General features: G+C 67.3%; 20 protein-coding genes. 19 read left to right on the top strand and 1 reads right to left on the bottom strand.

Going from position 1 to position 23044, the window contains the following annotated elements; genetic code table 11:
- Positions 1-260: 260 nt before the first annotated feature.
- From HWX14_RS20425 to HWX14_RS20335, 19 genes are all read left to right on the top strand, one after another.
- Positions 261-1745, top strand: coding sequence for an FAD-dependent oxidoreductase (locus HWX14_RS20425; protein WP_175884213.1), 1485 nt, complete (start codon positions 261-263; stop codon positions 1743-1745).
- Positions 1746-1755: 10 nt separating this feature from the next.
- On the top strand, positions 1756-2424 hold the full coding sequence (locus HWX14_RS20420; protein WP_175884212.1) for a c-type cytochrome: 669 nt from the start codon (positions 1756-1758) through the stop codon (positions 2422-2424).
- 35 nt (positions 2425-2459) lie between these two features.
- Entirely contained in the window at positions 2460-3134 is a 675-nt protein-coding gene (locus HWX14_RS20415; protein ID WP_175884211.1) for a hypothetical protein, read from the top strand.
- A gap of 61 nt (positions 3135-3195) precedes the next feature.
- Positions 3196-3816 carry a TetR family transcriptional regulator gene (locus HWX14_RS20410; protein WP_175884210.1) on the top strand — a complete coding sequence of 207 codons (621 nt, stop codon included), beginning with the start codon at positions 3196-3198 and terminating at the stop codon, positions 3814-3816.
- Between the two features lie 244 nt (positions 3817-4060).
- Positions 4061-4894, top strand: coding sequence for a phytanoyl-CoA dioxygenase family protein (locus tag HWX14_RS20405; protein ID WP_175884209.1), 834 nt, complete (start codon positions 4061-4063; stop codon positions 4892-4894).
- Positions 4895-4910: 16 nt separating this feature from the next.
- Entirely contained in the window at positions 4911-5324 is a 414-nt protein-coding gene (locus HWX14_RS20400) for a RidA family protein (protein WP_175767069.1), read from the top strand.
- A 212-nt stretch (positions 5325-5536) separates the two neighbouring features.
- A complete protein-coding gene (locus tag HWX14_RS20395; RefSeq protein ID WP_175884208.1) occupies positions 5537-6904 on the top strand; it encodes a DUF1329 domain-containing protein in 1368 nt (455 codons plus the stop codon).
- A 78-nt stretch (positions 6905-6982) separates the two neighbouring features.
- A complete protein-coding gene (locus tag HWX14_RS20390; RefSeq protein ID WP_175884207.1) occupies positions 6983-8827 on the top strand; it encodes a DUF1302 domain-containing protein in 1845 nt (614 codons plus the stop codon).
- A 68-nt stretch (positions 8828-8895) separates the two neighbouring features.
- Positions 8896-11256, top strand: a complete 2361-nt coding sequence (locus tag HWX14_RS20385) for an efflux RND transporter permease subunit (RefSeq protein ID WP_175884206.1) — start codon at positions 8896-8898, stop codon at positions 11254-11256.
- 31 nt (positions 11257-11287) lie between these two features.
- Positions 11288-11572, top strand: coding sequence for a hypothetical protein (locus tag HWX14_RS20380; RefSeq protein ID WP_175884205.1), 285 nt, complete (start codon positions 11288-11290; stop codon positions 11570-11572).
- Between the two features lie 31 nt (positions 11573-11603).
- A complete protein-coding gene (locus HWX14_RS20375; RefSeq protein ID WP_175884204.1) occupies positions 11604-12572 on the top strand; it encodes a YCF48-related protein in 969 nt (322 codons plus the stop codon).
- A gap of 38 nt (positions 12573-12610) precedes the next feature.
- A complete protein-coding gene (locus tag HWX14_RS20370; protein ID WP_175884203.1) occupies positions 12611-14092 on the top strand; it encodes an FAD-dependent oxidoreductase in 1482 nt (493 codons plus the stop codon).
- A complete protein-coding gene (locus HWX14_RS20365; RefSeq protein ID WP_175884202.1) occupies positions 14093-14764 on the top strand; it encodes a c-type cytochrome in 672 nt (223 codons plus the stop codon). It begins immediately after the preceding gene.
- 173 nt (positions 14765-14937) lie between these two features.
- The gene (locus tag HWX14_RS20360) at positions 14938-16068 is read left to right on the top strand and encodes a DUF5938 domain-containing protein (RefSeq protein WP_175884201.1); all 1131 of its coding nucleotides are present in this window, start codon (positions 14938-14940) and stop codon (positions 16066-16068) included.
- A gap of 39 nt (positions 16069-16107) precedes the next feature.
- Positions 16108-17661, top strand: coding sequence for an AMP-binding protein (locus HWX14_RS20355; RefSeq protein WP_175884200.1), 1554 nt, complete (start codon positions 16108-16110; stop codon positions 17659-17661).
- 25 nt (positions 17662-17686) lie between these two features.
- On the top strand, positions 17687-18928 hold the full coding sequence (locus tag HWX14_RS20350) for a thiolase family protein (RefSeq protein WP_175884199.1): 1242 nt from the start codon (positions 17687-17689) through the stop codon (positions 18926-18928).
- 11 nt (positions 18929-18939) lie between these two features.
- Positions 18940-20424: an FAD-dependent oxidoreductase gene (locus HWX14_RS20345; protein ID WP_175884198.1), complete on the top strand. Its 1485-nt coding sequence runs from the start codon at positions 18940-18942 to the stop codon at positions 20422-20424.
- A gap of 167 nt (positions 20425-20591) precedes the next feature.
- Positions 20592-21269 (top strand): TetR/AcrR family transcriptional regulator, encoded by a 678-nt coding sequence (locus HWX14_RS20340; RefSeq protein WP_244130281.1) that lies wholly within the window; start codon positions 20592-20594, stop codon positions 21267-21269.
- 173 nt (positions 21270-21442) lie between these two features.
- The gene (locus HWX14_RS20335) at positions 21443-22732 is read left to right on the top strand and encodes an acyl-CoA dehydrogenase family protein (RefSeq protein WP_175884196.1); all 1290 of its coding nucleotides are present in this window, start codon (positions 21443-21445) and stop codon (positions 22730-22732) included.
- Positions 22733-22863: 131 nt separating this feature from the next.
- On the opposite strand, the gene HWX14_RS20330 is transcribed toward HWX14_RS20335, so the two are convergent.
- On the bottom strand, positions 22864-23019 hold the full coding sequence (locus HWX14_RS20330; protein ID WP_006483086.1) for a DUF3309 family protein: 156 nt from the start codon (positions 23017-23019) through the stop codon (positions 22864-22866).
- Positions 23020-23044 lie beyond the last annotated feature (25 nt).

Here is a 23044-nt window from a genome sequence, read left to right as displayed (position 1 = left end):
GATCGTGTTTTATGTATCATGACCTATCTTTTGCAACATGTACTAATTAAGGGCGCCGGAAAATCCTTACCGGTACGGAGCAGTACGGCGCGTGTACAGGCAGGAATGCGAACCGGAGTCGCGCCCCGTCAGGGGCAGGCGGGCGGTGGCAGGTGAAGCGGATCGGGATCGCATCCCGTCTTCAGATTCCGCGCGAACGATGGCCGCCTGCCGCCAGGGCGGCCGGCGTTCGCGCCCATTGCAGGCGTCATTCACAGATCATGTCCAGGAAGTCATCCATCAGCGGGGCGGCCGACCTGCAGCGCAGGCAGTGGCTCAAGGTCGCGGGCGCGTCGGTCGCGGCGGGCGGTCTCGCGCTCGGCGCCGCACGGGCGAAGGCCGACGCGGCGCCGGCCGCCGGCCATGAAGGCGATGTACTCGATGTCGCGATCGTCGGCGCCGGGCTGGCCGGCCTGACGGCCGCCCGCGACCTGCGCTACGCGGGCTGCGAATCGTTCGTCGTGCTCGAGGCGCGCGACCGCGTGGGCGGCCGCACGCTGAACTACGACGTGGGCGGCGGCTTCGTGACCGAAGTCGGCGGCCAGTGGATCGGCCCGGGCCAGACGGCGGTCGCCGATCTCGCCCGCGAGCTGGAAGTCGGCACGTTCCCGAGCTACTACGCGGGCAAGACGGTGATTCTCGGCGGCAACGGGCGCGCCGAGATCGACCTGGAGGGCACCTTCGGCACCGACGAGGCCGTCGCGACGAAGCTGAGCAAGCTGTCGCGCGACGTGCCGTCCGGTGCGCCGTGGACGTCGCCGAAGGCCGGCGAACTCGACCGGCTGTCGGTCGGCGACTGGCTCGCGACGCAGGGCATCAAGGCGGAGGACAGGATGGGCTGGAACGCGTCGATCTCGCTGTCGGGCGGCGTCGCGCCAGCGAAGATGGGGCTGCTGCACTTCCTGTCGATGATCAACTCCGCCGATTGCGATTACGCGCAGCTCGACTCGATCAAGCACAGCGCGCAGGAAACCCGCTTCGTCGGCGGCTCGCAGATCCTCAGCATCCGGATGGCGCAGCAACTGGGCGACAAGGTGCGGCTGTCGTCGCCGGTGCGGCGGATCGTCGGCTGGGACCGCGACGTCGTGACCCTGGAAACCGATCGCGGCACGGTGCGCGCGAAAAAGGTCGTGATGGCGCTTCACCCGGCGCTGTGTCACCAGGTGCAGTTCGACCCGCCGCTGCCCGACAAGCGCGTCGCGCTGCAGCGTGCATGGCCGGCCCATTCGCCGGCGCGCAAGACGGCGATGGTCTACCGCCGCCCGTTCTGGCGCGACAAGGGCCTGAACGGCCACATCTTCCAGACCGACGGGCCGGTGTTCTGGGCTTACGACAATTCGCCGCCGGGCGGCGAGATCGGCGTGATCAACGCGTTCGTCCGGAATGCGCTGATGCCGTCGGATCCGCAGGCCGCGAAGCAGATGCACATGGATCTCTATGCGCAGGCGTGGGGCGACGAAGCGCGCGCGCCGGTGTCGTACCACGATCGCGACTGGGGGCTCGCCGACCCGTGGACGCTCACATGCGTGTCGGCGATCCCGCCCGGCTTCTGGAGCGCGCACGGCGACGCGCTGCGCGCGCCGTGCGGCAACCTGATCTGGTCGGGCACCGAGACCGCGAACATCTGGGCCGGCTACATGGACGGCGCCGTGCGCGCCGGTCACCAAAGCGCGCTTCAGGCGCTCAATGCGCTGCGTCGTGCTTAGGAGAGCGAAGATGAAAAAACGCATGCTGCTCGTCGCGGCGCTCGTGGTGCTTGTGGTGATCGGCACGTTGCTGGCGCTCTACGGCCCGACGCTGCTCGGCTTCTATCGCCTGCAGCGCCATATCGACACGGCCGCGCAAGGCGACGACGCCGACGGCGGCCCGTGGCCGCGCGTGACCGACGCGTGCATGGGCTGCCACGGCGTGAAGGGCACGTCGCTGAGCCAGGCGTATCCGAGCCTGGCCGGCCAGCCGGCGCAATACGTGGCCGCGCAGCTTCGCGCGTTTGCGGGCGGGCAACGCACGAACCCGACGATGGGCCCGCTCGCGATGACGATGAGCGAAGCCGAGATCACCCGCCTGGCCGGCTATTACGCGAAGCAGGCGCCGCTGGACAACCGCTATTTCAAGCCGGATGCCCGACTGCGCACGAAAGGCGAACAACTGGTGACGGGCGGCGCGTGCGCGGCCTGCCACGGCGCACGGCTGACGGGGCAGGCGCAATTCCCGCGTCTGGCCGGGCAGGGCTACGACTATCTGCTCGCGCAGCTCGACGCGTTCGCGACGGGTTCGCGCAGCGAGGCGACCGGCACGATGCAGCGCGTCGCGCAGGCGATGTCGGCGGACGACCGGGCGGCGGTCGCGACCTATCTCGCGAGCGTCAACCCCGCCCCGCAGTGAATCAACGGCAGCAATCGACCTCGGGAGTTCGTACCATGGATCACAGATCACTTGTTCTTTGTCTTTCCAGCGCGACGCTCGCGGCGACCACTGGTGTATACGGCTTCAAGTTCGTGCGCAAGCGCAACTTCCTGATCGGCCTCGAGTGGTGGATCGTGACGATCTCCGCGTCCAACGCGGTGATCTTCTTCGCGACCGAATCGCCGGTGTCGTACTTCATCTCGCACTTTCTCGACGCGTTCTCGCGCGGGTTCGGGATGCCGGTGATCGCGGTCGCCGGCCTGATGGCCGTCACGCACGGCTACCGGCCGTCGATGCGGCAGGACGTGACGCTGTTCGTGCTCGCGACGCTCGGAACGATCGCGCTCGTGGCCGGCGTGTTGCAGCACGCGCTGCCGTACTTCTACGTGGCGATGTGGACGCTGATGTCGATCTATCTCGCCGGTTTCGTGTGGCGGCTCGCGCGTGCCGGCCACGCGTTCCATGCGCTGACGACGACGCTCGCGCTCGTCGCTGCGCAGGCGATCGCGTGCATCTACGACTTCTACAAGATTCCCGGCGAGGAAACCAACGTCGTGTTCAATTTCTACGTACTGGCGCTGCTGACCTGGTCGTACCTGACCGTCACGCTTTATTACGCGTATTGCGCACTGGAGCGGGAGAAGGGGCGCAGTCGGGCCGATGCCGGTGTGTTGTCGTATCCGAAATGAGTAGCTCTACTGAGGAATTGGCGAAGGCTCGGGCCGGCTGCCGTGATCGCAGAGCGCGCGGATGGACCGGGTTCGCCTGACCCGCGCCGAGCGGCGCGATGCGACGCGCGAACGCCTGATCGACGCCGCGCGGGTGATCTTCGCGGAGAAAGGCTATGCGGCCGCGAGCGTGGAAGACATTGCTGCGGCGGCCGGACACACGCGTGGCGCGTTCTACTCGAACTTCCGCGGCAAGGCCGACGTGCTGTTCGAGTTGCTGGGGCGCGATCAGGACGAGGCTGCGGCGGCATTGCAGCGGATCGTCGGCGCGCACGACCCGGACGACGATGCGCAGCGCGCGATGCTTGCGTACTGGCGAAGGGGCACGACGCAGCCTGCATCGCGCCTGATGTGGCTCGATGCGCAGCTTCAGGCGGCGCGCGATCCGCAGTTCCGTGCGCGGTTCGGCGCGTTGCTGCACGACCGGCGCGCGCTCGCGGCCGCCTGCATCGACGCGTATGCGGCGCGGGTCGGTGTATCGCTGCCGTTGCCCACGCAGGTGCTGGCGCTCGGCCTGACCGCGCTGTGCGACGGCATGCAGTCGCACGGTGCGGCCGAAGCACGCCCTACCGCCGACACGCTGGCCGATGCGGTACTGGTCGGCTTCATCACGCACACGGTGTTCGACCGCGTGCGCGGTTGAAGGCGCGAAGACGCGGCGGCCGCACGTTGTCGTGCGCCTGTATGAAGGCCGAAAGCCGATTGTCATGCCGGGCCGGCGGCGGGCGGCCACAGACGTTCGATCATGCAGACGAAACAGGGAATACCCCGTCTTTTTCTTTTAATTATTTTTGTCATGATGACCTAACATAGTCATCATGTTCTACTGATGTGCCGGCAGTGAAGACGAACCGCCGGTTGAGGCTGAACGAATCGGGAGATAGACGATGGATGCAATGAAGCGAAAGGCGTTCTTCGAGGACGGAGCCGTGCTCGTCGAAGGGGTGCTCGACGACGGGCAACTCGCGCAATGCCGCACGGTGTTCGACTGGGGAATGGAGAATCCGGGGCCGATGGCGACGACGCTGCTCGACGGCACCGAATACAAGTCGCACAACGACAACGCGAACCCGTATGCGAAGGAGCGGCTCGACGCGCTGGTCGGCACGCTGCCGTTCGGGCAGTTGTTCGCCGACCTGTGGGGTTCGAAGCACGTGTGGTACTTCGCCGAGGAGCTGTTCATGAAGGGCGGCGGCAAGAGCGCACGCTCGCCGTGGCACCAGGACACGTCGTACCTGCCGTGGCAGGGCATGCACTTCGGCAATGCGTGGATCAGCTTCGAGCATGTGCCCAAGCGCAATGCACTGGAGATCGTGCGCGGCTCGCATCACGGCGTGCGGCATGACGGCACGACGTTTCAGAATGCCGAGGACCCGACCGACCCGCTGCACGGCGGCGACGTGTGGCCGCGCCTGCCGAACATCGAGGCCGAGCGTCGCGCGGCGCCGGATGCGTACGACATCCTGTCGTGGGAAACGAAGCCGGGCGACGTGCTGCTGCTCCATCCGGGCGTGCTGCACGGCGGCGGCGCGGTCGATGCCGATTTCCCCGATCGTCATACGCTCGTGCTGCGCTTTTTCGGCGACGACGCGGTGTTCAGCCCGCTGCCCGACGAAAGTCGCTCGGGATTCACGCCGGCCGGCGTGCTGTTCGTCGAGGAACTCGCCGGGCTGAAGGCCGGCGATCCGTTCCGCGCGCCGTGTTTCCGTCAACTCGTCTGAACCGGGAGAACCCATCATGACAGCAACACCGAAGCGCCAATCGATCGTGCCGGCCGCGTTCCAGCCGTGGTACGACGCGTACCACTTCTCGCCGGCGACGCGCGTCGGCGACACGATCTGGGTGTCGGGCCAGGTCGGCCTCGACGCGCAGATGCAGCCGGCCGACGGCGTGCAGGCGCAGGCGCGGATCGCGTTCGAGTGCCTGAAGGCGATCCTCGAGGAAGCCGGCGCGAGCCTCGCCGACGTCGTCGAGCTGACGACTTTCCATACGGATCTGCAGCGCGAGACCGAAGGCTTCGCGGCGGTCAAGGACATGTATTTCCCCGACCGTTACCCATCGTGGACGGCGGTCGGCGTCACGCAACTGGCGCTGCCGGGGCTGTGCGTCGAGATTCGCGCGGTGGCGGTGGCCGGGTCCGGCAAGGGCTGACGGAAGGCTCGAGGGTTTTTCGCCGGATCTGCGTTCCATTCGAATCGCAGTACTGACGAAATATACGGAATGGCAATCAGGCGGCAGGCGGCCGGCCGGAACCCCGGCCGGCCTCGATCAGGGAACGACGTCATCGTCGGCTGACGATGGCGATCGAAGCAAACACGTGTCGTCCGGGATGGGCGAGCGAAGGCGGAGCACGAAGGAGAACCATGATGAAGAAGCATCGTTTCTGGACCACGTCCGCGATCGCGGCCGCTGCATGTGTCGCGATCGGCACCGCCGTCGCGGCGGACGACCTGACGCCGGCCGGCGCCGACCGCTCGGCGAGCAAGGACGGCGCGGTGCCGGCCTATGCGGGCAAGCAGTCGCCCGACGCCGGCTGGGAGTGGGGCAAGGTACGCGGCGATTTCTGGAAGCATCGCAACGAGAAGCCGCTCTACTCGATCGATGCGGCGAACGTCGACAAGTATGCGGACAAGCTGTCGCCCGGCCAGGTCGCGCTGATCAAGCAGAAGAAGGGCTACCGGATGGACGTCTACCCGTCCCACCGCGAATGCCAGTTGCCGGATGCCGCCGAACAGAACTCGAAGGCGAACCTCACCGCCGCGAAGCTGGATGCGAGCGGCGAGAACCTCGCCGCGGCCGCGTTGCCGGGCGTGCCGTTTCCGCAACCGAAAAGCGGCATCGAAGCGATCCTGAACTACGAGATGCGCTATCGCGGCGAAGGCGTCGAATGGGCGCAGGTCGCCACGAGCATTTCGCCGCGCCCCGGCGGCAGCGAATGGATCGACGCGGTCGGCCCGCAGACGTTCTACTTCCCGTCGGCCAAGCTCGGCAAGACGTCGCCGCAGGAGGTCGACCAGTTGAGCGCCGCCGTCTACTTCCAGATGAACTCGCCGGCCGCGCTCGCCGGGCAGGCCTTCGTCCAGCGGCAGTACTTCAACAAGGACTCGGAAACCTACTACTACTTCCCGGGCCAGCGCCGCGTGCGACGCATGCCGGCCTATACGCACGACGCGCCGCTGATCGGCTTCGAGAACCAGTACCTGATCGACGAGGCGAACATGATCAACGGTTCGCTCGACCGGTTCAACTGGAAGCTGGTCGGCAAGAAGGAGATGCTCGTCCCGTACAACGCGTTCGGCATGTACCGGTTCAAGAACAAGCTGCACGACGTCGCGACACCCGACGGCCTCGCCGCGGCGAACCGTCGCTACGAGACGCATCGCGTGTGGGTCGTCGAAGCAACGCTGAAGCCGAGCGCGCGGCACGTTGCGTCGAAGAAGGTGTTCTATCTCGACGAAGACAGCTGGCTTGCGCTCGTCGGCGAGGACTACGACGCGCAGGGCAAGTTGTGGAAGGTGCGGGAAAGCTACCCGATTCCAGTATGGGAGCTCGGCGGCACCTGCGACAACGAACCGCTCGCGCAGTACGACATGATCAACGGCCGCTATGTGTTCGATGCGTCGTCGATCGGCCAGGGCAAGGACATTCGCTGGTTCGGTCAGGTCGACGATCCGCGTTTCAAGCAGGATTTCTACACGGCGGAATCGCTGCGCTCGGTCAGCGAACGGTGACGGCGACCGGCTGACGGATACAAGGACCGGCGCGCGCAACGATCGCGCGCCGGCATCGAACAGGGGCGGAGGTGGATCATGGAACCGGCAAGATTGTTCAGGAATGCTACGGTATCGGTGGCGATGGCGGGCGCTGCGACGTCGAGCGCGTACGCGTATGACTTCACGTTGAACGGCGGGGCCCTGCAGGGCTCGTGGGTGTCGAACCTGACGGCCGGCGCCGGTATCCGCACCAAAAACCCGAGTTGCTCGCTCACGGGCGACCCGAACGCCTTCGGCTGCGGCGCGGGCGCGAACACCAACCAGTGGGGCTACGCGGACAACGGTGACTTGAACTACCGCAAGGGTCAGCCGTTCAGCACCTACATCAGCGCGACCAGCGAGCTGCTGCTGAAGATGCCGAGCGAAGGGCTGAAGTTCATGGTGCGCGGCACCGGCATGTACGACTTCATGGCCAAGAACACGAACCGCACGCCGTTGTCGAGCACGGCCGCCGCGCAGGTCGTCTACAACGCGCAACTGCTCGACCTGTGGGCGCAGAAGGATTTCACGATCGGCGGGCGCAACGCGCACGTGCGGCTCGGCAATCAGGTGATCAACTGGGGCGAGAGCATGTTCGCGCAGAGCGGCATCAACGCGACGAACTCGATCGACACGCAGAAGCTGCTGATCCCCGGCTCGCAGCTCAAGCAGGCGCTGCTGCCCGCGCCGATGGTGAGCCTGGCGGCCGACCTGTCGCACGGGTTCAGCACCGAGGCGTACTACCAGTTCCAGTGGAACGGTAACCGCTATCCGCCGGTCGGCTCGTACTGGTCGGTGACGAACGGCTTCGGCCGCGGTGCCGAACCGTTCACGATCAACACGAACAACCTGAACGTGACCGGCCCGAGCGCCGGCACGATCGCCAACGCGATCGGCGGATCGGGCGCGGCCGGCAACCAGGACACGCTCAACGCGATCAAGAACGGACTCGTGAACGGCGCCTACGCCGGGCCGCCGTTCAACGACATCGGCCTGCCGAGCACGACGAACTTGCCGGCGAAATACCGGCCGCAGTTCGGCGTGAAGTTCAACTACGCGCCGCGCTCGTTCGACGCGAACTTCGCGTTCTACTACCTGAACTACACCGACAAGTCGCCGGTGCTCGCGTCGCTCGCGAACGGCACCGAGCAATGGTCGTATCTCGGCCGGCGCCAGTTGTTCGGCGTCAGCGCGAACTTCGGCGTCGGCCCGTGGGCGATCGGCACCGAATTGTCGTACCGGCCGCGCGACGCGGTCGCGCTGTCGAGCTGCTACGGCGCGGGCGGCCCGCTCGACCTGAACACGAACGGCGTGGCCGGCGTGGACTGTCCGCAATGGGTCGACAAGAAGAAGTTTCAGTACGACATCAACGGGCTGCTGGCGCTCACGCGCAGCGAGTACCCGTTCCTGAAACTGCTCGGCGCCGATTCGGCCGCGTTGACCTGGGAACTGACGTGGATCTACTACCCGGGGCTGAGCGCGAGCGGCGTCACGCGCACGGTCGGCGGCCAGACCGTCACGCAGGTGCCGCAGACCGGCTACCTGCCGTGGCTGAACAACGGATCGGCGGCCGGCTATCCGATCGGGATGGGCCAGGGTACATCGAGCTCGGTCGGCGCGACGATCGACTTCAACTGGACCTACGACGGCTCGCTGATTCCCGGCTGGCAGGTCACGCCGGGCCTGACCTTCAGCACCGGCCTGTACGGCTACACGCCGACCTTCACCGCGAATTACATGCAGGGCGCGAAGTCGCTGAACGTCTACGTGCTGTTCAACCAGAACCCGCCGAACTGGCAAGCCGGCATCAACTTCACCGCGTTCTGGGGCGGCCACAACACGGTGGGCCAGCCGTACGCGGACCGCAATTTCGTCGGCTTGTTCGTCACGCGGAATTTCTGACGGCGGCGGGTGGCAAGTGGCAGGTGGCAGGTGGCGTACGTCACCGGAATACATGAAGGAGTAACGTCGTGCTCAATCGTCTGGTCAGTCGTCTCGAAAGGCTTTTCTTCGGTCACCGCGCGATCGTGCTCGCGGCGATCGCGTTGTTCACCGTCGCGATGGCCGTGTTCGCCGTGCAGCTGCGCATGGATGCCGGTTTCGAAAAGCAGATGCCGATCGGGCACGAGTACATCCGCACGTTCCAGCAATACCGGAACGACCTGCTCGGCGCGAACCGGATCACGGTGGTGGTGCGTGCCAAGCACGGGTCGATCTGGTCGAAGGAAGGCTTGACGCGGTTGTACAACGTCACGCAGGCCGTTACATACCTGCCGAACGTCGACCGCATCGGGGTACGCTCGCTGTGGACGCCGAACGCGTTCGTCAACGAAGTGACCGACGAGGGCTTTCGCGCGGAGCCGATCATTCCGGGCACCATCACGCCCGACCAGTTGACGCCGGAGCGCGTGCAGGGCATTCGCCGCGCAACGACGCTCGGCGGCTACGTCGGCACGCTCGTGTCGCACGGCGAGGACAGCGCGATGATCACGGCCGAGCTGAACGAGCGCGACAGCGCCGGCAAGGTGCTCGACTACGTGGCGTTCAATCATCTGCTCGAAGAGAAGATCCGCAAGCCGTTCGAGGATGCCGGCTACGAGATCCAGATCATTGGTTTCGCGAAGCAGATCGGCGACATCGCCGACGGCGCGACGGCCGTGCTCGGCTTCTGCGCGGTCGCGCTGCTGCTGACCACGCTCGCCGTGTACTGGTATTGCCATTCGGTGCGCTTCACGGTGCTGCTGGTCGCATGCTCGCTCACGTCGCTCGTATGGCAGTTCGGCACGCTGAAGCTTCTCGGCTTCGGCCTCGATCCGCTCGCGGTGCTCGTGCCGTTCCTCGTGTTCGCGATCGGCGTGTCGCATGGCGTGCAGCAGGTGAACTTCATCGTCCGCGAGATCGCGCACGGGCAGAGTTCGTTCGATGCGGCGCGCCACAGCTTCAGCGGCCTGCTGATCCCCGGCGTGCTCGCGCTGATTACCGCGTTCGTGTCGTTCATCACGCTGTTGCTGATTCCGATTCCGATGGTGCGCGAGCTGGCGATCACCGCGTCGCTCGGTGTCGCGTACAAGATCGTCACGAACCTGATCCTGCTGCCCGTCGCGGCATCGTGCTTCAACTTCACGAAAACCTATGCGGACAACTCGCTGAAGCGCGCGCAGCAGCGTGCGAAGCCGCTGCGCGTGCTCGCCCGCGTGGCGGAACCGAAGTACGCAGGCCTCACCGTCGCGCTGACGGTGGCGATCTTCGCGCTCGCCGCGTGGCAAAGCCGCGATCGCGTGATCGGCACGCTGCAGCCGGGCGCGCCTGAGCTGCGCGCGGACGCGCGCTTCAACCGCGATGCGACGTCGATTGCCGGCAACTACGACATGGGCCTCGACTGGCTGACGGTGGCGATCGAATCGACCGGCAAGGCATGCGACAACCCGGCGGTCGGCCTGTACGAGGACGACTTCTCGGCCGCGATGAAGACAGAGCCTGGCGTCGTGTCGGTGCAGTCGTACTCGGCGATGCTGCGCGCGTACAACCAGGGCTACAACGAGGACTTCCCGAAGATGAACGTCGTGCCGATCGCCGCCGAGAACTACGGCGCGGTGTCGGTCGACGTGTCGCGCATGAAGGGTTTCATGAGCCGCGACTGCGGGATGACGGCCGTGCACCTGTTCCTGACCGACCACAAGGCGACGACGATCAACCGCATCCTCGACGACGTGAAGCAGTACCGCGCGGCGCATCCGTTCCCGGGCATCACGGTGCGGCTGGCCGCGGGCAACGCGGGCGTGCTCGCCGCGACCAACGACGAGGTCGAGAAGAGCGAGCTGCCGATGATGCTCTACGTGTATGCGGCGATCCTGATCCTCGTGTTCCTCGCCTATCGCGACTGGCGCGCGATGCTCGCGTGCTGCGTGCCGCTGTCGGTCGCGACCTTCATCGGCTACTGGTTCATGAAGGAGCTGCAGATCGGGCTGACGGTCGCGACGTTGCCGGTGATGGTGCTGGCGGTGGGCATCGGCGTCGATTACGCGTTCTACATCTACAACCGGCTGCAGGTGCATCTCGCGGGCGGGCAGGACATCGTGAAGGCCGTGCAGCACGCGATGCTCGAAGTGGGCGTGGCCACGATCTTCACCGCGATCACGCTGGCGATCGGCGTCGCGACGTGGAGCTTCTCGGCGCTCAAGTTCCAGGCCGACATGGGCAAGTTGCTCGCGTTCATGTTCATCGTGAACCTGGTGATGGCGATGACCGCGCTGCCCGCGCTCGCGTCGCTGCTCGAACGCTGGTTCCCGCGCCGCAAGCCGGCCCGCGCACCGGGCCTGTTCAGCCACTGAAGTTGACGCACATCCCGACGGAGATCCAGTCATGGTCAAGACCTTTGCCGTGTGCGGCGCACTTTGCGTCGTGGCGACAGGCTTCGCACGCTTCCATGCAACGGTTGCGCAACAGCCCGCGCCGGCCCACGCGTTCGCAACCAACGCGCAACGCATCAGCGTGCGCCACGCCACGGGCGGCGAACCGGCCGTGGCCCCGTCGTCGAACGACGGCGACGCCGGACGTCTGGCGGCGGCCGCGCAGGTTGCCGACAAGCCGCCCGTCATCGCGCTCGGCGTCGCGCATGCCGGCTGGTCGGTGCTGTTCAGCCACTGATGCCCGCGCACACCACTACGGAGGTTCTTCCATGATCAAGACGCTCGTTGCCTGTACCGCGCTGTGCGCCGCCGCGATGGCCCTCGCGCAACCGCAGGACGGAACGGTGGCGGCCTGGGCCGCGAAGCCCGCGCATGCCTGGGCCGCGCCGACGCACCGGATGCTGATGGATGCGGCGCGCGCCGGATCGCGGATCGTCGCGGTCGGCGAGCACGGCATCGTGCTGCTGTCCGACGACGACGGCAAGACCTGGCGGCAGGCGCGGCGCGTGCCGGTCGCGGCGACGCTGTCGGCCGTGTCGTTCGCGGATGCGAAGCACGGCTGGGCCGTCGGCCAGTGGGGCGCGATTCTCGCGACCGACGACGGCGGCGACACGTGGGTCACGCAGCGGCTCGACACGTCAGTCGACCAGCCGCTGTTCTCGGTGCTGTTCACGAACGCGCGGGACGGGATTGCCGTCGGCCTGTGGTCGCTGATGCTGCAGACGCACGACGGCGGCAAGACGTGGGCGCGCACGACGCTGCCGAAGCCGCCGGGCGGCGGCAAGGCCGACCGCAATCTGTATCACGTGTTCGCCGACGCCGCGCAGGCGCGCTACATCGTCTCGGAACAGGGGATGGTGCTGAAGTCGACCGACGGCGGCGCGAACTGGACCTATCTGCCGACCGGCGGCAAGGGCACGTTGTGGTCGGGCGTCGCGATGCCGGACGGCCGGATCGTGGTCGGCGGGCTGCTCGGCAGCCTGTTCGAGAGCCGCGACGGCGGCGCGACGTGGGCGGCGCTGCAGACCGGCACGCGCAGCTCGATCACCGATCTGGTCGCAACCGGCGGCGGCCTGGTCGGCGTCGGGCTCGACGGACTGACGTTCACGCAGCGCGTCGCGGGCGGCCCGTTCGACGTCGCACAGCGCGCGGATCGCGCGACGCTCACCGCCGCGCTGATCGACGCGCGCGGCAAGCCGGTGCTGTTTTCGCAGGACGGCGTGCTGGCCGTGCCGTGAATCCGTCGAGAAAAATGAGGACGCATGGAGTACTCGGAATGAAACGCAAGCACAAGCCGGACATGCAGGCCCGGCGGCAAATATTGCGCGCCGCGGCCGCGGCCGCCGCGTCGCTCGCTACCGGCGACGTGTCGTTCGCCGAAGGCGCGACGTCGGCATCCGCCGATCGCGGCGTGTTCGACGTCGTCATCATCGGCGCCGGGCTCGCGGGGCTGACCGCCGCACGCGACCTGAAGCGCGCCGGATGCGAATCGTTCGTCGTGGTCGAGGCGCGCGATCGCGTCGGCGGGCGGACCTACAACCACGATCTCGGGCACGGCGTGGTGTCCGAAGCCGGCGGCCAGTGGATCGGCCCGGGGCAGACGGCGATTGCCGATCTCGCCCGCGAGCTCGGCGTCGATACGTTCCCGACGTATTACGCGGGCAAGACCGTCGTGCTGGCCGGCGACGCGCGCGTCGCGCAGGATTTCCACGGCGGCTCGGGCGGCGACGACGCACTCGGCGCGAAGCTCGGCGCACTCGCACGCGGCGTGCCGTCGCGCGAGCCGTGGACTGCGCAGCACGCGGCGGAGCTCGACAAGCTGACCTACGGAGACTGGCTGCTCAAGCAGGGCGTGACCTACGAGGACGGCTACTTCCTCGGCCTCGCGGCGAAGCTGTCGCTCGGCGGCGCCCCGGCCCAGCTTGGGCTGCTGCATTACCTGTCGATGATCAACAGCGCCGATTGCGACTACGCGAAGCTCGAATCGACCAAGGGCGGCGCACAGGAAACGCGCTTCGTCGGCGGCTCGCAGGTGCTGAGCCTCCGGATGGCGAGCGAACTCGGCGCGTCGAAGGTGCAACTGTCCTGCCCGGTGCGCAAGATCTCGGGCTGGGATCGCGACGTGGTCGACGTGCAGACCGATCGCGGCGTGCTGCGCGCGCGGCGCGTGATCGTCGCGCTCAATCCGGCGCTTTGCCAGCAGATCGTGTTCGATCCGCCGCTGCCGGACGGCCGCGCGCAGTTGCAGCGGAACTGGCCGGCGAACGCGCCGATGCGCAAGACGGTGCACGTGTACGACCGGCCGTTCTGGCGCGACGACGGCTACAACGGACAGATCTTCGAAGTCGGCGGCCCGGTGTTCATGGCGTACGACAATTCGCCGCCGGACGGCTCGGTCGGCGTGCTCGCCGCGTTCGTCGCGCCGGGCGCGCTGCCGGCCGAGCCGAAGGCGGCCGAACGGACGCTGTCGGCCATCTTTGCGAGTGCGCTCGGCGACAAGGCGCTGCACCCGACGCAGTTCCACGACTACGACTGGGGCCGCGTCGATCCGTGGACGCTGCAGTGCATTCACCCGCTGCCGCCCGGCTTCTGGACGAAATGGGGCAAGTTCCTGCGCCCGGAGGCTGGCCGGCTGATCTGGTCGGGCACCGAGACGGCCGACCTGTGGCCCGGCGCGATGGACGGCGCGGTGCGCTCCGGGCATCGCGCGGCGCTGCAGGCGCTCGGCAAACTGGCCGGCCGCGGCAAGGAGGCCTGAGTGAAACGAACCTGGATGATTGGCGCCGCGCTCGTGATAGCGGGCGTGGCGGCAGCCGGCACGCTGTACGGCCCCGACTTGGTCGACGGCATGCATTACCAGAAAGCGATGGCCGCGATCGGCGAAGCCGACAAGACCAGCGGCGGCGCGTGGCCGCAGCCGCAGGAGACGTGCTTCTTCTGCCACGGCGCGCACGGGCAGTCGCAGAACGCGTGGTATCCGTCGCTGTCCGGCCAGCCGGCCAGGTATATCGCCGCGCAACTGCGCGCGTTCGCCACCGACCAGCGCCGCAACGCATACATGGGGCCGCTTTCGCGCGAACTCGACGACGCGAAGATCGCCGCGCTGGCGACCTATTTCGCGCGACAGGCGCCGGCGCGCAACGAGGCCGTGCCGACCGACGCGGCGCTCGACAAGCGGGGATTGGCGCTCGTGGAGGCGCGAAGCTGCCGCGCGTGTCACGGCGCGGCGCTGACGGGCAAGGATCCGGCGCCGCGCCTCGCCGGCCAGGGGCAGCTTTACCTGGAAGCGCAACTCGCGGCGTTCCGCTCGGGCGAGCGGCACGATCCGACCGGCGCGATGAACGCGTTGGCCGCGACGTTGTCGGGCGACGATACGCGTGCGGTTGCGCACTATCTGGCCGGCCTGTCGCCGGACGGGGCGGCGAAGTGATGCGCGAAACGCGTCAGGGCCGGGAATACCCTGCCTTTTTCTTTATCCTATACTTTGTCATAGTGACCTAAGATTGGTAATGTGTTCTACAAAAGAACGCGCCGGATACGAAGCAGCAGTACCCGAGTTTGAACCGAACCGGTTCCCGACAATTCACGTTTCAGGAGACAAGCATGGCCAAGCACCCCGTCGTCGTTTATGGCGCAAGCGGTTACACCGGCATGTTGATCATGGATTGGCTGATCGACCAGAACATCCCGTTCACGGCGGTCGCGCGCAATGCGGGCCGCGCGAAGGAAATGATGGCGCAGCGCGTCGTGCGCCTCGAATCCGCGCAATACGAAATCATCGAAGCCGAGCACGACGTCGATGCGCTCGTGAAGGCTTTCCGTGGTGCGAAGGTGGTGTGCAACACGGTCGGGCCGTTCTCGAGCTTCGGGCTCGTCGGCGTCGAGGCCGCGCTGAAGGCCGGCTGTCACCACCTCGATACGACCGGCGAACAGTCGTATATCCGCGCGGTGCGCGACCAGTTCGGCGAGCAGTATCGCCAGGCCGGCCTGCTGGTGTCGTCGTCGAACGCGTACATGTACACGTTCGCGGAGATCGCCGCCGAGCTCGCGCTCGAAACGCCGGGCATCGATGCGCTGGAGACGGCCACGCTGACGCGCGGCCCGCGCGGCGCGGCCGGCGTGAGCATCGGCTCGACCGCGACGATCTTCGACGGCGCGCGCCACGAGTCCTGCTACCTGTGGGAAAAGGCGCTCGTGCCGCACGCCGCTGACGCATCGTTTACCGTCGCGACGCCCGAGCTGATGCAGCCGGTGTTCTGCCTGCCGTGGGGCGGCACGTCGCTGCCCGTCTACTTCGAGCACGATGCGCGCGTGCGCAGCTGCATTTCGTGCGTGGGCTTCTACGACAACAACGTGATGAAGCTCGTGCACCAGTTCGGGCAGAAGTGGGAAGCCGAATACAAGCACCTGCCGCGCGAGCAGCAGGACGAAGTGCTGAAGCAGGTCGTCGCGTCGACCACGCCGACGATGCCGCCGCGCGAGCGCACGACGATCCAGCGCAGCGTCGACTTCGCGATCGGCCGCGGCCAGCTCGCGGCGGTGCGCGCGACCGTGCACGGCGTCACGCCGTACATCTCGACGGGCGCGATTCACGCGGCCGGCGTGCTCAAGCTGCTCGACGGCGATACCGCGCGCACGGGCTTCGCGTCGGGCTCGAAGGCATTCGGCCATCGCTACCTGCTCGGCTTCCTCGAACAGCGCGGGCTCGCACGCGCGACGGTCACGCAACTGTGACGGCCGCCGCACCGGACCAGACCCAACGGAACTTGTGACATGGCCATTATCGATTTCTACGACCGCGGCTGGCGGCTCAATCCCGACGGCATCGCGTACATCCAGGGCGATCGCAACTACACGTTCCAGGAGATCGGCGAGCTGTCGTGCCGCATCGCCAACGGCTTGCTCGCCGCCGGCTTCGCGAAGGAGGCGAAGGCGGCGGTGTGGGCCGACAACGACGTGATCGGCTGGAGCTGCGCGCTCGGGATGTGGCGCGCCGGGCTCGCGTACATCCCGGTGAACGGCCGCAACGCGGTGGCCGAGAACCAGTACGTGCTCGATGCGTTCGACTGCGAAGTGCTGTTCTTCCATCAGGCGTTCGCGGCCGCGATCGATGCGCTGCGGCCGAGCCTGCCGAAGGTCCGGCTGTGGGTGTGCCTCGACGCGGACCTGCCGTGGGCGCCGTCGCTGGCTTCGTGGAGCGAGCACCAGCCGGCGACGCCGCCCGCCGTCGATTACGCGATGGACGACGTCGTCGCGCTGTCGGCCACGGGCGGCACGACGGGCGCGCCGAAGGGCGTGATGAACACGCATCGTTCGCTGCAGACGTACTTCGCGCAATTCATGATCGCGATGACGTACGACGATGCGCGCCCGGTGAATCTGGCCGCGGCGCCGATGACGCACACGGCCGGCATGATGTCGCTGCCGTGCACCGCGCGCGGCGGCACGGTGGTCGTGCTGCCGAAGCCCGACCCGGCGCTGCTGCTCGGCGCGATCGTCAAGCACCGCGTGACCGAGTTCTTCCTGCCGCCGACCGTGATCTACCGGCTGCTCGACATCCCCGGAATCGAGCAGGTCGATTTCTCGTCGCTGCGCTACTTCCTGTACGGCGCCGCGCCGATGTCGGTCGAGAAGCTCAAGCGCGCGATCGACGTGTTCGGCCCGGTGATGACGGGCGGCTACGGGCAGACCGAGGCGCCCGCGTCGATCTCGTACCTGACGCCGGCCGAGCATTTCGTCGACGGCAAGCTCGCGTCCGACACGCGGCTCGCGTCGGTAGGCCGCCCGAACCCGCTGGTGCGCGTCGAGATCGTCGGCGAGCGCGGCGAGCTGCTGAAGCAGGGCGAAACGGGCGAGATCTGCGTACGCGGCGACCTCGTGATGAAGGGCTACTACCGCGCGCCGGACAAGACGGCCGAGACGATCGTCGACGGCTGGCTGCACACCGGCGACATCGGCCACCTCGATCGCGACGGCTATCTGCACATCACCGACCGCAAGAAGGACATGATCATCAGCGGCGGCTTCAACGTCTATCCGAGCGAGATCGAGCAGGTGATCTGGGCGCATCCGGCCGTGCAGGACTGCGCGGTGATCGGCGTGCCCGACGACAAATGGGGCGAGGCCGTGAAGGCCGTGGTCGAGCTCAACGCCGGGCAGCAGGTGAGCGCGGAGGAACTCGTCGCGCTGTGCAAGGAGAAGCTCGGCTCGGTGAAGGCGCCCAAGAGCGTGGACTTCGTCGCCGCGCTGCCGCGCAGCACGGCCGGCAAGGTGCTGAAGAAGGACCTGCGCGAACAGTACTGGCAAGGCCAGCAACGCAGGATATGAACCTGCTTCATACGGATTCCATACGATGAGCAACATCTACATCGCCGGCATCGCGATGACCGTGTTCGGCCGGCATCTCGACCGCAGCCTCGACGATCTCGCGAGAGAGGCGCTGCAGCGCGCGTTGCGGGACGCCGGCTGCCACGCCGATGCGATCCGCGCCGCGTTCTACGCGGGCATCACCAACGGCGCGCTGCAGGGGCAGTTGTCGATTCCCGGCCAGGTCGTGTTCAGCAAGATCGGCCTCGAAGGCATTCCGGTGTTCAACGTCGAGAATGCGTGCGCGTCCGGTAGTACGGCCGTGCACCTCGCCGTGCGTGAACTGCAGTCGGGCGCGTGCGACGTCGCGCTCGCGCTCGGCGCGGAAAAGATGAACGTCGCGGACAAGGCGAAATCGTTCGCGCTGTTCGACGCCGGCTGGGACGTGTCGCGCGTCGACGAGAATTTCGCGACGCTCGCGCGGCTCGGCGAAGGGATCGAGCCGCCGCCCGGCTCGGAGTCCGAGCGCCCGTACAGCCGCTTCATGAAGATCTACGCGGCGATGTGCCGGCACCACATGCACACGTACGGCACGACGCAGCGGCAGATCGCGGCCGTGTCCGCGAAGAACCACGGGCATTCGGTGCACAACCCGTACTCGCAGTTCCGCCAGCCGTTCACGATCGACGAGGTGCTGGCGGCCGCGCCGATCACGTACCCGATCACGCTGCCGATGTGCGCGCCGCTGTCGGACGGCGCGGCGGCCGCGATCCTGTGCACGGAGGAAGGGCTGGAGCGCATCGGCGCCGATCGCAGCCGCTGCATCCGGATCGCCGCGAGCGTGATCCGCAGCTTCACGCGGCGGCGCATCGACGAGCCGCACAAGCACATCGGCCGGCTCGCCGCGTTGCAGGCCTATGAACAGGCCGGCGTGGGGCCGGAGGACATGGACGTGGCCGAAGTGCACGACGCGTCGGCGATGGGCGAAATCATCCAGGCCGAGAACCTCGGCTTTGTGCCGCTCGGCGAAGGCGGTCCGGCCGCGGAGCGCGGCGAGTTCACGCTCGGCGGGCGCATCCCGATCAACACGTCGGGCGGCCTCGAATCGAAGGGCCATCCGCTCGGCGCGACCGGCATCGGGCAGTTGTACGAACTGGTCACGCAGTTGCGCGGCGAAGCGGGCGCGCGGCAGGTGGACGGCGCGCGTCATGCGATCCAGGAGAACGGCGGCGGCTTGCAGGGCGTCGAAGAGGCCGCGTTGGCGATTCACATTCTCAGCAGGGACTGACGGAGGCGGACATGGGCGACGCACACGGCGCAATCGCGCTCGGGCAGGGAGCGCAGGCAGGACAGACGACGCGACAGGCGTCGGGCGGGGTCGGCGCGGCGGCGGCGATGCAGGCGGCGAGCGTCGACGCGGCGGGGCCGCTCGCGCGCTGGGGCGAGGAAATGCGCGCCGACGCCGCGTTGCAGAAGTATCGTCCGGTCGGCGGCTGGATCGACGCGCCCGAGCGTGCGCAACCTGAGCTCGAAGGCGACGTGCAGGCGGACGCGATCGTCGTCGGCGCGGGCTTCGCCGGTCTGTCCACCGCGCTGGAACTGGCCGCGCGCGGCGCGAGCGTGGTCGTGCTCGAACGCGAATTCGCGGGCTTTGGCGCGAGCGGGCGCAACGCCGGCTATCTCGCCGGCGGCCAGGGGCTCGAGTACGAGCTGTTTCTCAAACGGGTCGGTCACGAACAGGCCAAGCGAATCGTCGGCTTCTACGACGAAGGCGTTGCGTACGTCGAACGCAAGCTCGCCGAATACGCGATCGACTGCGACTACCGCGCGTCGGGCATCATTCGCGCGGGCGTGCATCCGTCGCAGGAGAAGCGCTTGCGCGAGAGCATGGCCACCGGCATCGAACTCGGCTCGCCCGCGCAGTTTCTCGATGGCGCGGCGATGCGGGAGCGCGGCATTCCGCCGGCCTTCCTGTTCGGCGCGTACGTGCCGGGCGGCGGCACGCTCGATCCCGGCAAGTACGTGACGGGCTTGCGGCGCGCGGCGCTCGCGGCCGGCGTGAAACTGTACGAGAACACCGCGCTGCTCGATTTCGACGCGGGCGAGACGGTGCGCGTGCGCACCGCACGCGGCAGCGCGAGTGCGCCGGTGCTGGTGCTCGCGACCAATGCGTACACGCCGCAGCTCGGCCTGCTCGGCGACAAGGTGATGCCGCTGCGCGTGTCGGCGCTCGAAACCGAGCCGCTGTCCGACGCGCAACTCGCGGCGCTCGGCTGGCCGAATCGCGAGGGCATCGTCACGCCGCACCTGACGATGGAAAGCCATCGCCTGACCGCGCGCAACACGTTGTTGCTGACGACCAAGCGGCTGCATTACGTATACGGCTCGCAGACGCCGAACGTGCCGGACGACGACGCGTATCGCGCGCTGCTGAAGACGCTGCACGCGCGCTTTCCGCAACTCGGCAACGTGCCGGTGCGCGCATGCTGGAGCGGCTACATCTCGTTCGCGGGCGATGCGTTGCCGGTGGTCGGCGCGGCCGGTGCGCATGGAAACGTGTTCTACACGGCCGGGTGTTCGGGGCATGGCGTCGGCACGCAGTCGTTGATCGGGCGCGTGCTGGCCGAGCGCATTCACGATGGACGATCGCCGCTGCTCGACACGCTGACGCACAAGACGCCGTCGGTGCCGCCCGAGCCGCTGCGATGGTGTGCGATGACCGCGATGCTCGGCGTCGCGAACCTGCTCGACGAACGCGTGAACCGCAAGGTGCGGCCGGTGTAGCGGCGCATGCGATCGTCGCGACACGCAAACGTGGATCCGGCCGGGCCGCCCGACGCAGGGGCGGCTCGATGGAAAATGCAGCGCGCATCGGGTATAGTCGTTGGCGCTCCGTAAGGCACGGAGCCTCCATTCGACGAAGCCGAAACGCCACCTTCACGACGAACACGATGACAGTGTCCAACGAGCCGCGCAGCACGAGAAAGCGGCGCACTTCGACTCCCACCGCCGCGGCCGGCAACACCGACGGCTTGCGGGCGCAAGGCCTGCGCACGCGCAACACGATCATTCGCGTCGCACGCAAGCTGCTGCTGGAAGGCGGGCCGCTGGAGTTCTCGCAGCGCGCGGTTGCGGCGGCGGCAGGGATCAGCGTCAGCAATCTGCAGTACTACTTCCCGACGCGCATCGCCGTGTTGCGGGCCGTCATCGAGCCGGTCATCGAAGCGTATCTCGACGACATGAAGCGGGCGATCAGCAGCGATGCGTCGCCGCGCGACGTGTTCGAAGAGATCATCGTGCGCTCGATCGCCGATGCGAAGGATGCGAAGTACAACGCACTGTTCCGGCATTTCCTGTCGTTCGCGGCCACCGATCCCGAATGCCTGAAGCTGTGCGAAGAATGGTATTCGGCGCTCACGCGCGACCTCACGCAGCTGGTGCGCGCGCTCACGCCGACCTTCAGCGCGGCCGACGGCCGGCATGCGGCCACGATGCTGATCGCGCTGGCCGACGGCCTCGCGATGCAGTACGGCACCATCGGGCGGCACACGCAGGCGCTCGACGCGTATTTCGCGGCGACGTCGCGCGCGATCGCCTACGGCACGCTGACGGCGCCCGCGGGCAAATAGCGGCGCGATCCGCCGCGGCGGCCACGCGAACGGAGACAGGGGAATACCCTGTCTTTTTTTTGCTTCCAGTGTTTGTCATGATGACCTATGTTTGGTATGTATTGCTAGATTTGGGGTGGCCGGGCGCGTCCGCTGCCGGGCCGACATGATTCGAGTCCAGGAGGAGAACGGAGATGATTCGTCTGAACAAGTCCGCGGCGCTGCCCGTGGTCGGCTTGACCGGCTTCGAGACGCCGCTGAGCGAAGAGGAAAGCGCAATCCAGCACACGGTTCATCGTTTTGCGCGCGACGTGCTGAGGCCGATCGGCCGCGAGCTCGACCGGATGACGGCGGAGGACGTGATCGCGCCGGGCTCGCCGTACTGGGCCGCGATCGTCGAGAGCGCGAAGCTCGGACTCGATCCGCAACTGATCGCGCAGTTTCCGCCGGAGACGGCCGTGCGCATCGAGTCGCTGATCGGCGAGGAACTCGGCTGGGGCGATGCGGGCCTCGCCGTGTCGATCGGCGCGGCCACGATGCCGCTGATGATGGCGCACACCGTCGGCAACGCCGAACTGGTCGAGATGTGCACGGGCAAGGTCGGCTGCTGGATGAACACGCAGCCCGATCGCGGGTCGGACGCGGCGATCCTGTATCGGCAGGAACTCGCCGGGAACGGCCGGCAGCCGGTCGGCAACGTGACCGCGAAGGTCGGCGCCGACGAGATCGTGATCAACGGGCAAAGCTCGGCGTGGATCTCGAACGGCTCGGTCGCGCAGGTCGCGCTCGCGTACATGGCGGCCGATTACGGCGACGGCTTCTACGGCGAAGGCGAGCGCAGCGCATTTACCAACGGCATCGCGATGATCCTGCCGCTCGATCTGCCCGGCGTGTCGCGCGGCAAACCGCTCGACAAGATCGGCCAGCGCTCGTTGCCGCAGGGCGAGATCTATTTCGACAACGTGAAGGTGCCCAAGCGCTTCGCGGTCGCGCTGAAGGACGACTATCTCGGCAACCTCGCGTCGACGTGGTCGTATGCGGGCACGCACATGTGCCAGATGTTCGTCGGCGCGGCGCGGGCCGCGTTCGAACTGGCGCTTGCGTATTGCCACGAGCGCAAGCAGGGCGGCGCGCTGCTGATGGATCATCAGATGACGCACCTGCGCATCGGCGAGATGCTGCGCCGGCTCGAGATGGCGCGCGCGATCGCGCGCCGCAGCCTCGCGTTCTCGCGGATGTCGCCGCAAAGCCATCCGTATGCGACCGCGCAGGCGAAGGTGAGCGTGACCGAGGAAGCGATGAAGATCGCGCACGAGGCGTTTCAGCTGTTCGGCGGCAACGGCACCACGCGCGAATTCCCGATCGAGAAACTGTTCCGCGACGTGCGTTCGGCACTGATCGAGGACGGCGAGAACTACGTGCTCGCGTCGCGCCTCGGCGTGCTGGCCGGGCAGCTTTACGAGAACGGCTGGACGCGCGAATAAGCGGGGGCCATGCGGGCCGCTCGGGCGCGTTTTCCTTTACGGCTTACTTTCGCGTGTAAAGAAGTCACGATGGCAGGTCGGAACGCCAGACCGGAACGCGCGTGCCCGTGCAGCGGCACGCGCGTCCGTGCTCAGATGCGACCGAGCAGCACCAGTATCACGACAATGACGACGATCAGCCCGACGGTCCCCGATGGCCAGTAGCCCCAGCTTCGGCTATGCGGCCATGCAGGAAATGCTCCGATGAGCAGCAGAATCAGAACGATGATGAGGATCGTACCGAGCATCGCATCCCTCCTGGATTTATTCGAC

Origin of the sequence: Burkholderia sp. BCC0044 (genome assembly GCF_902832955.1) — a bacterium.
Lineage (GTDB): Bacteria > Pseudomonadota > Gammaproteobacteria > Burkholderiales > Burkholderiaceae > Burkholderia.
This window is presented reverse-complemented; position numbering and strand designations above follow the sequence as displayed.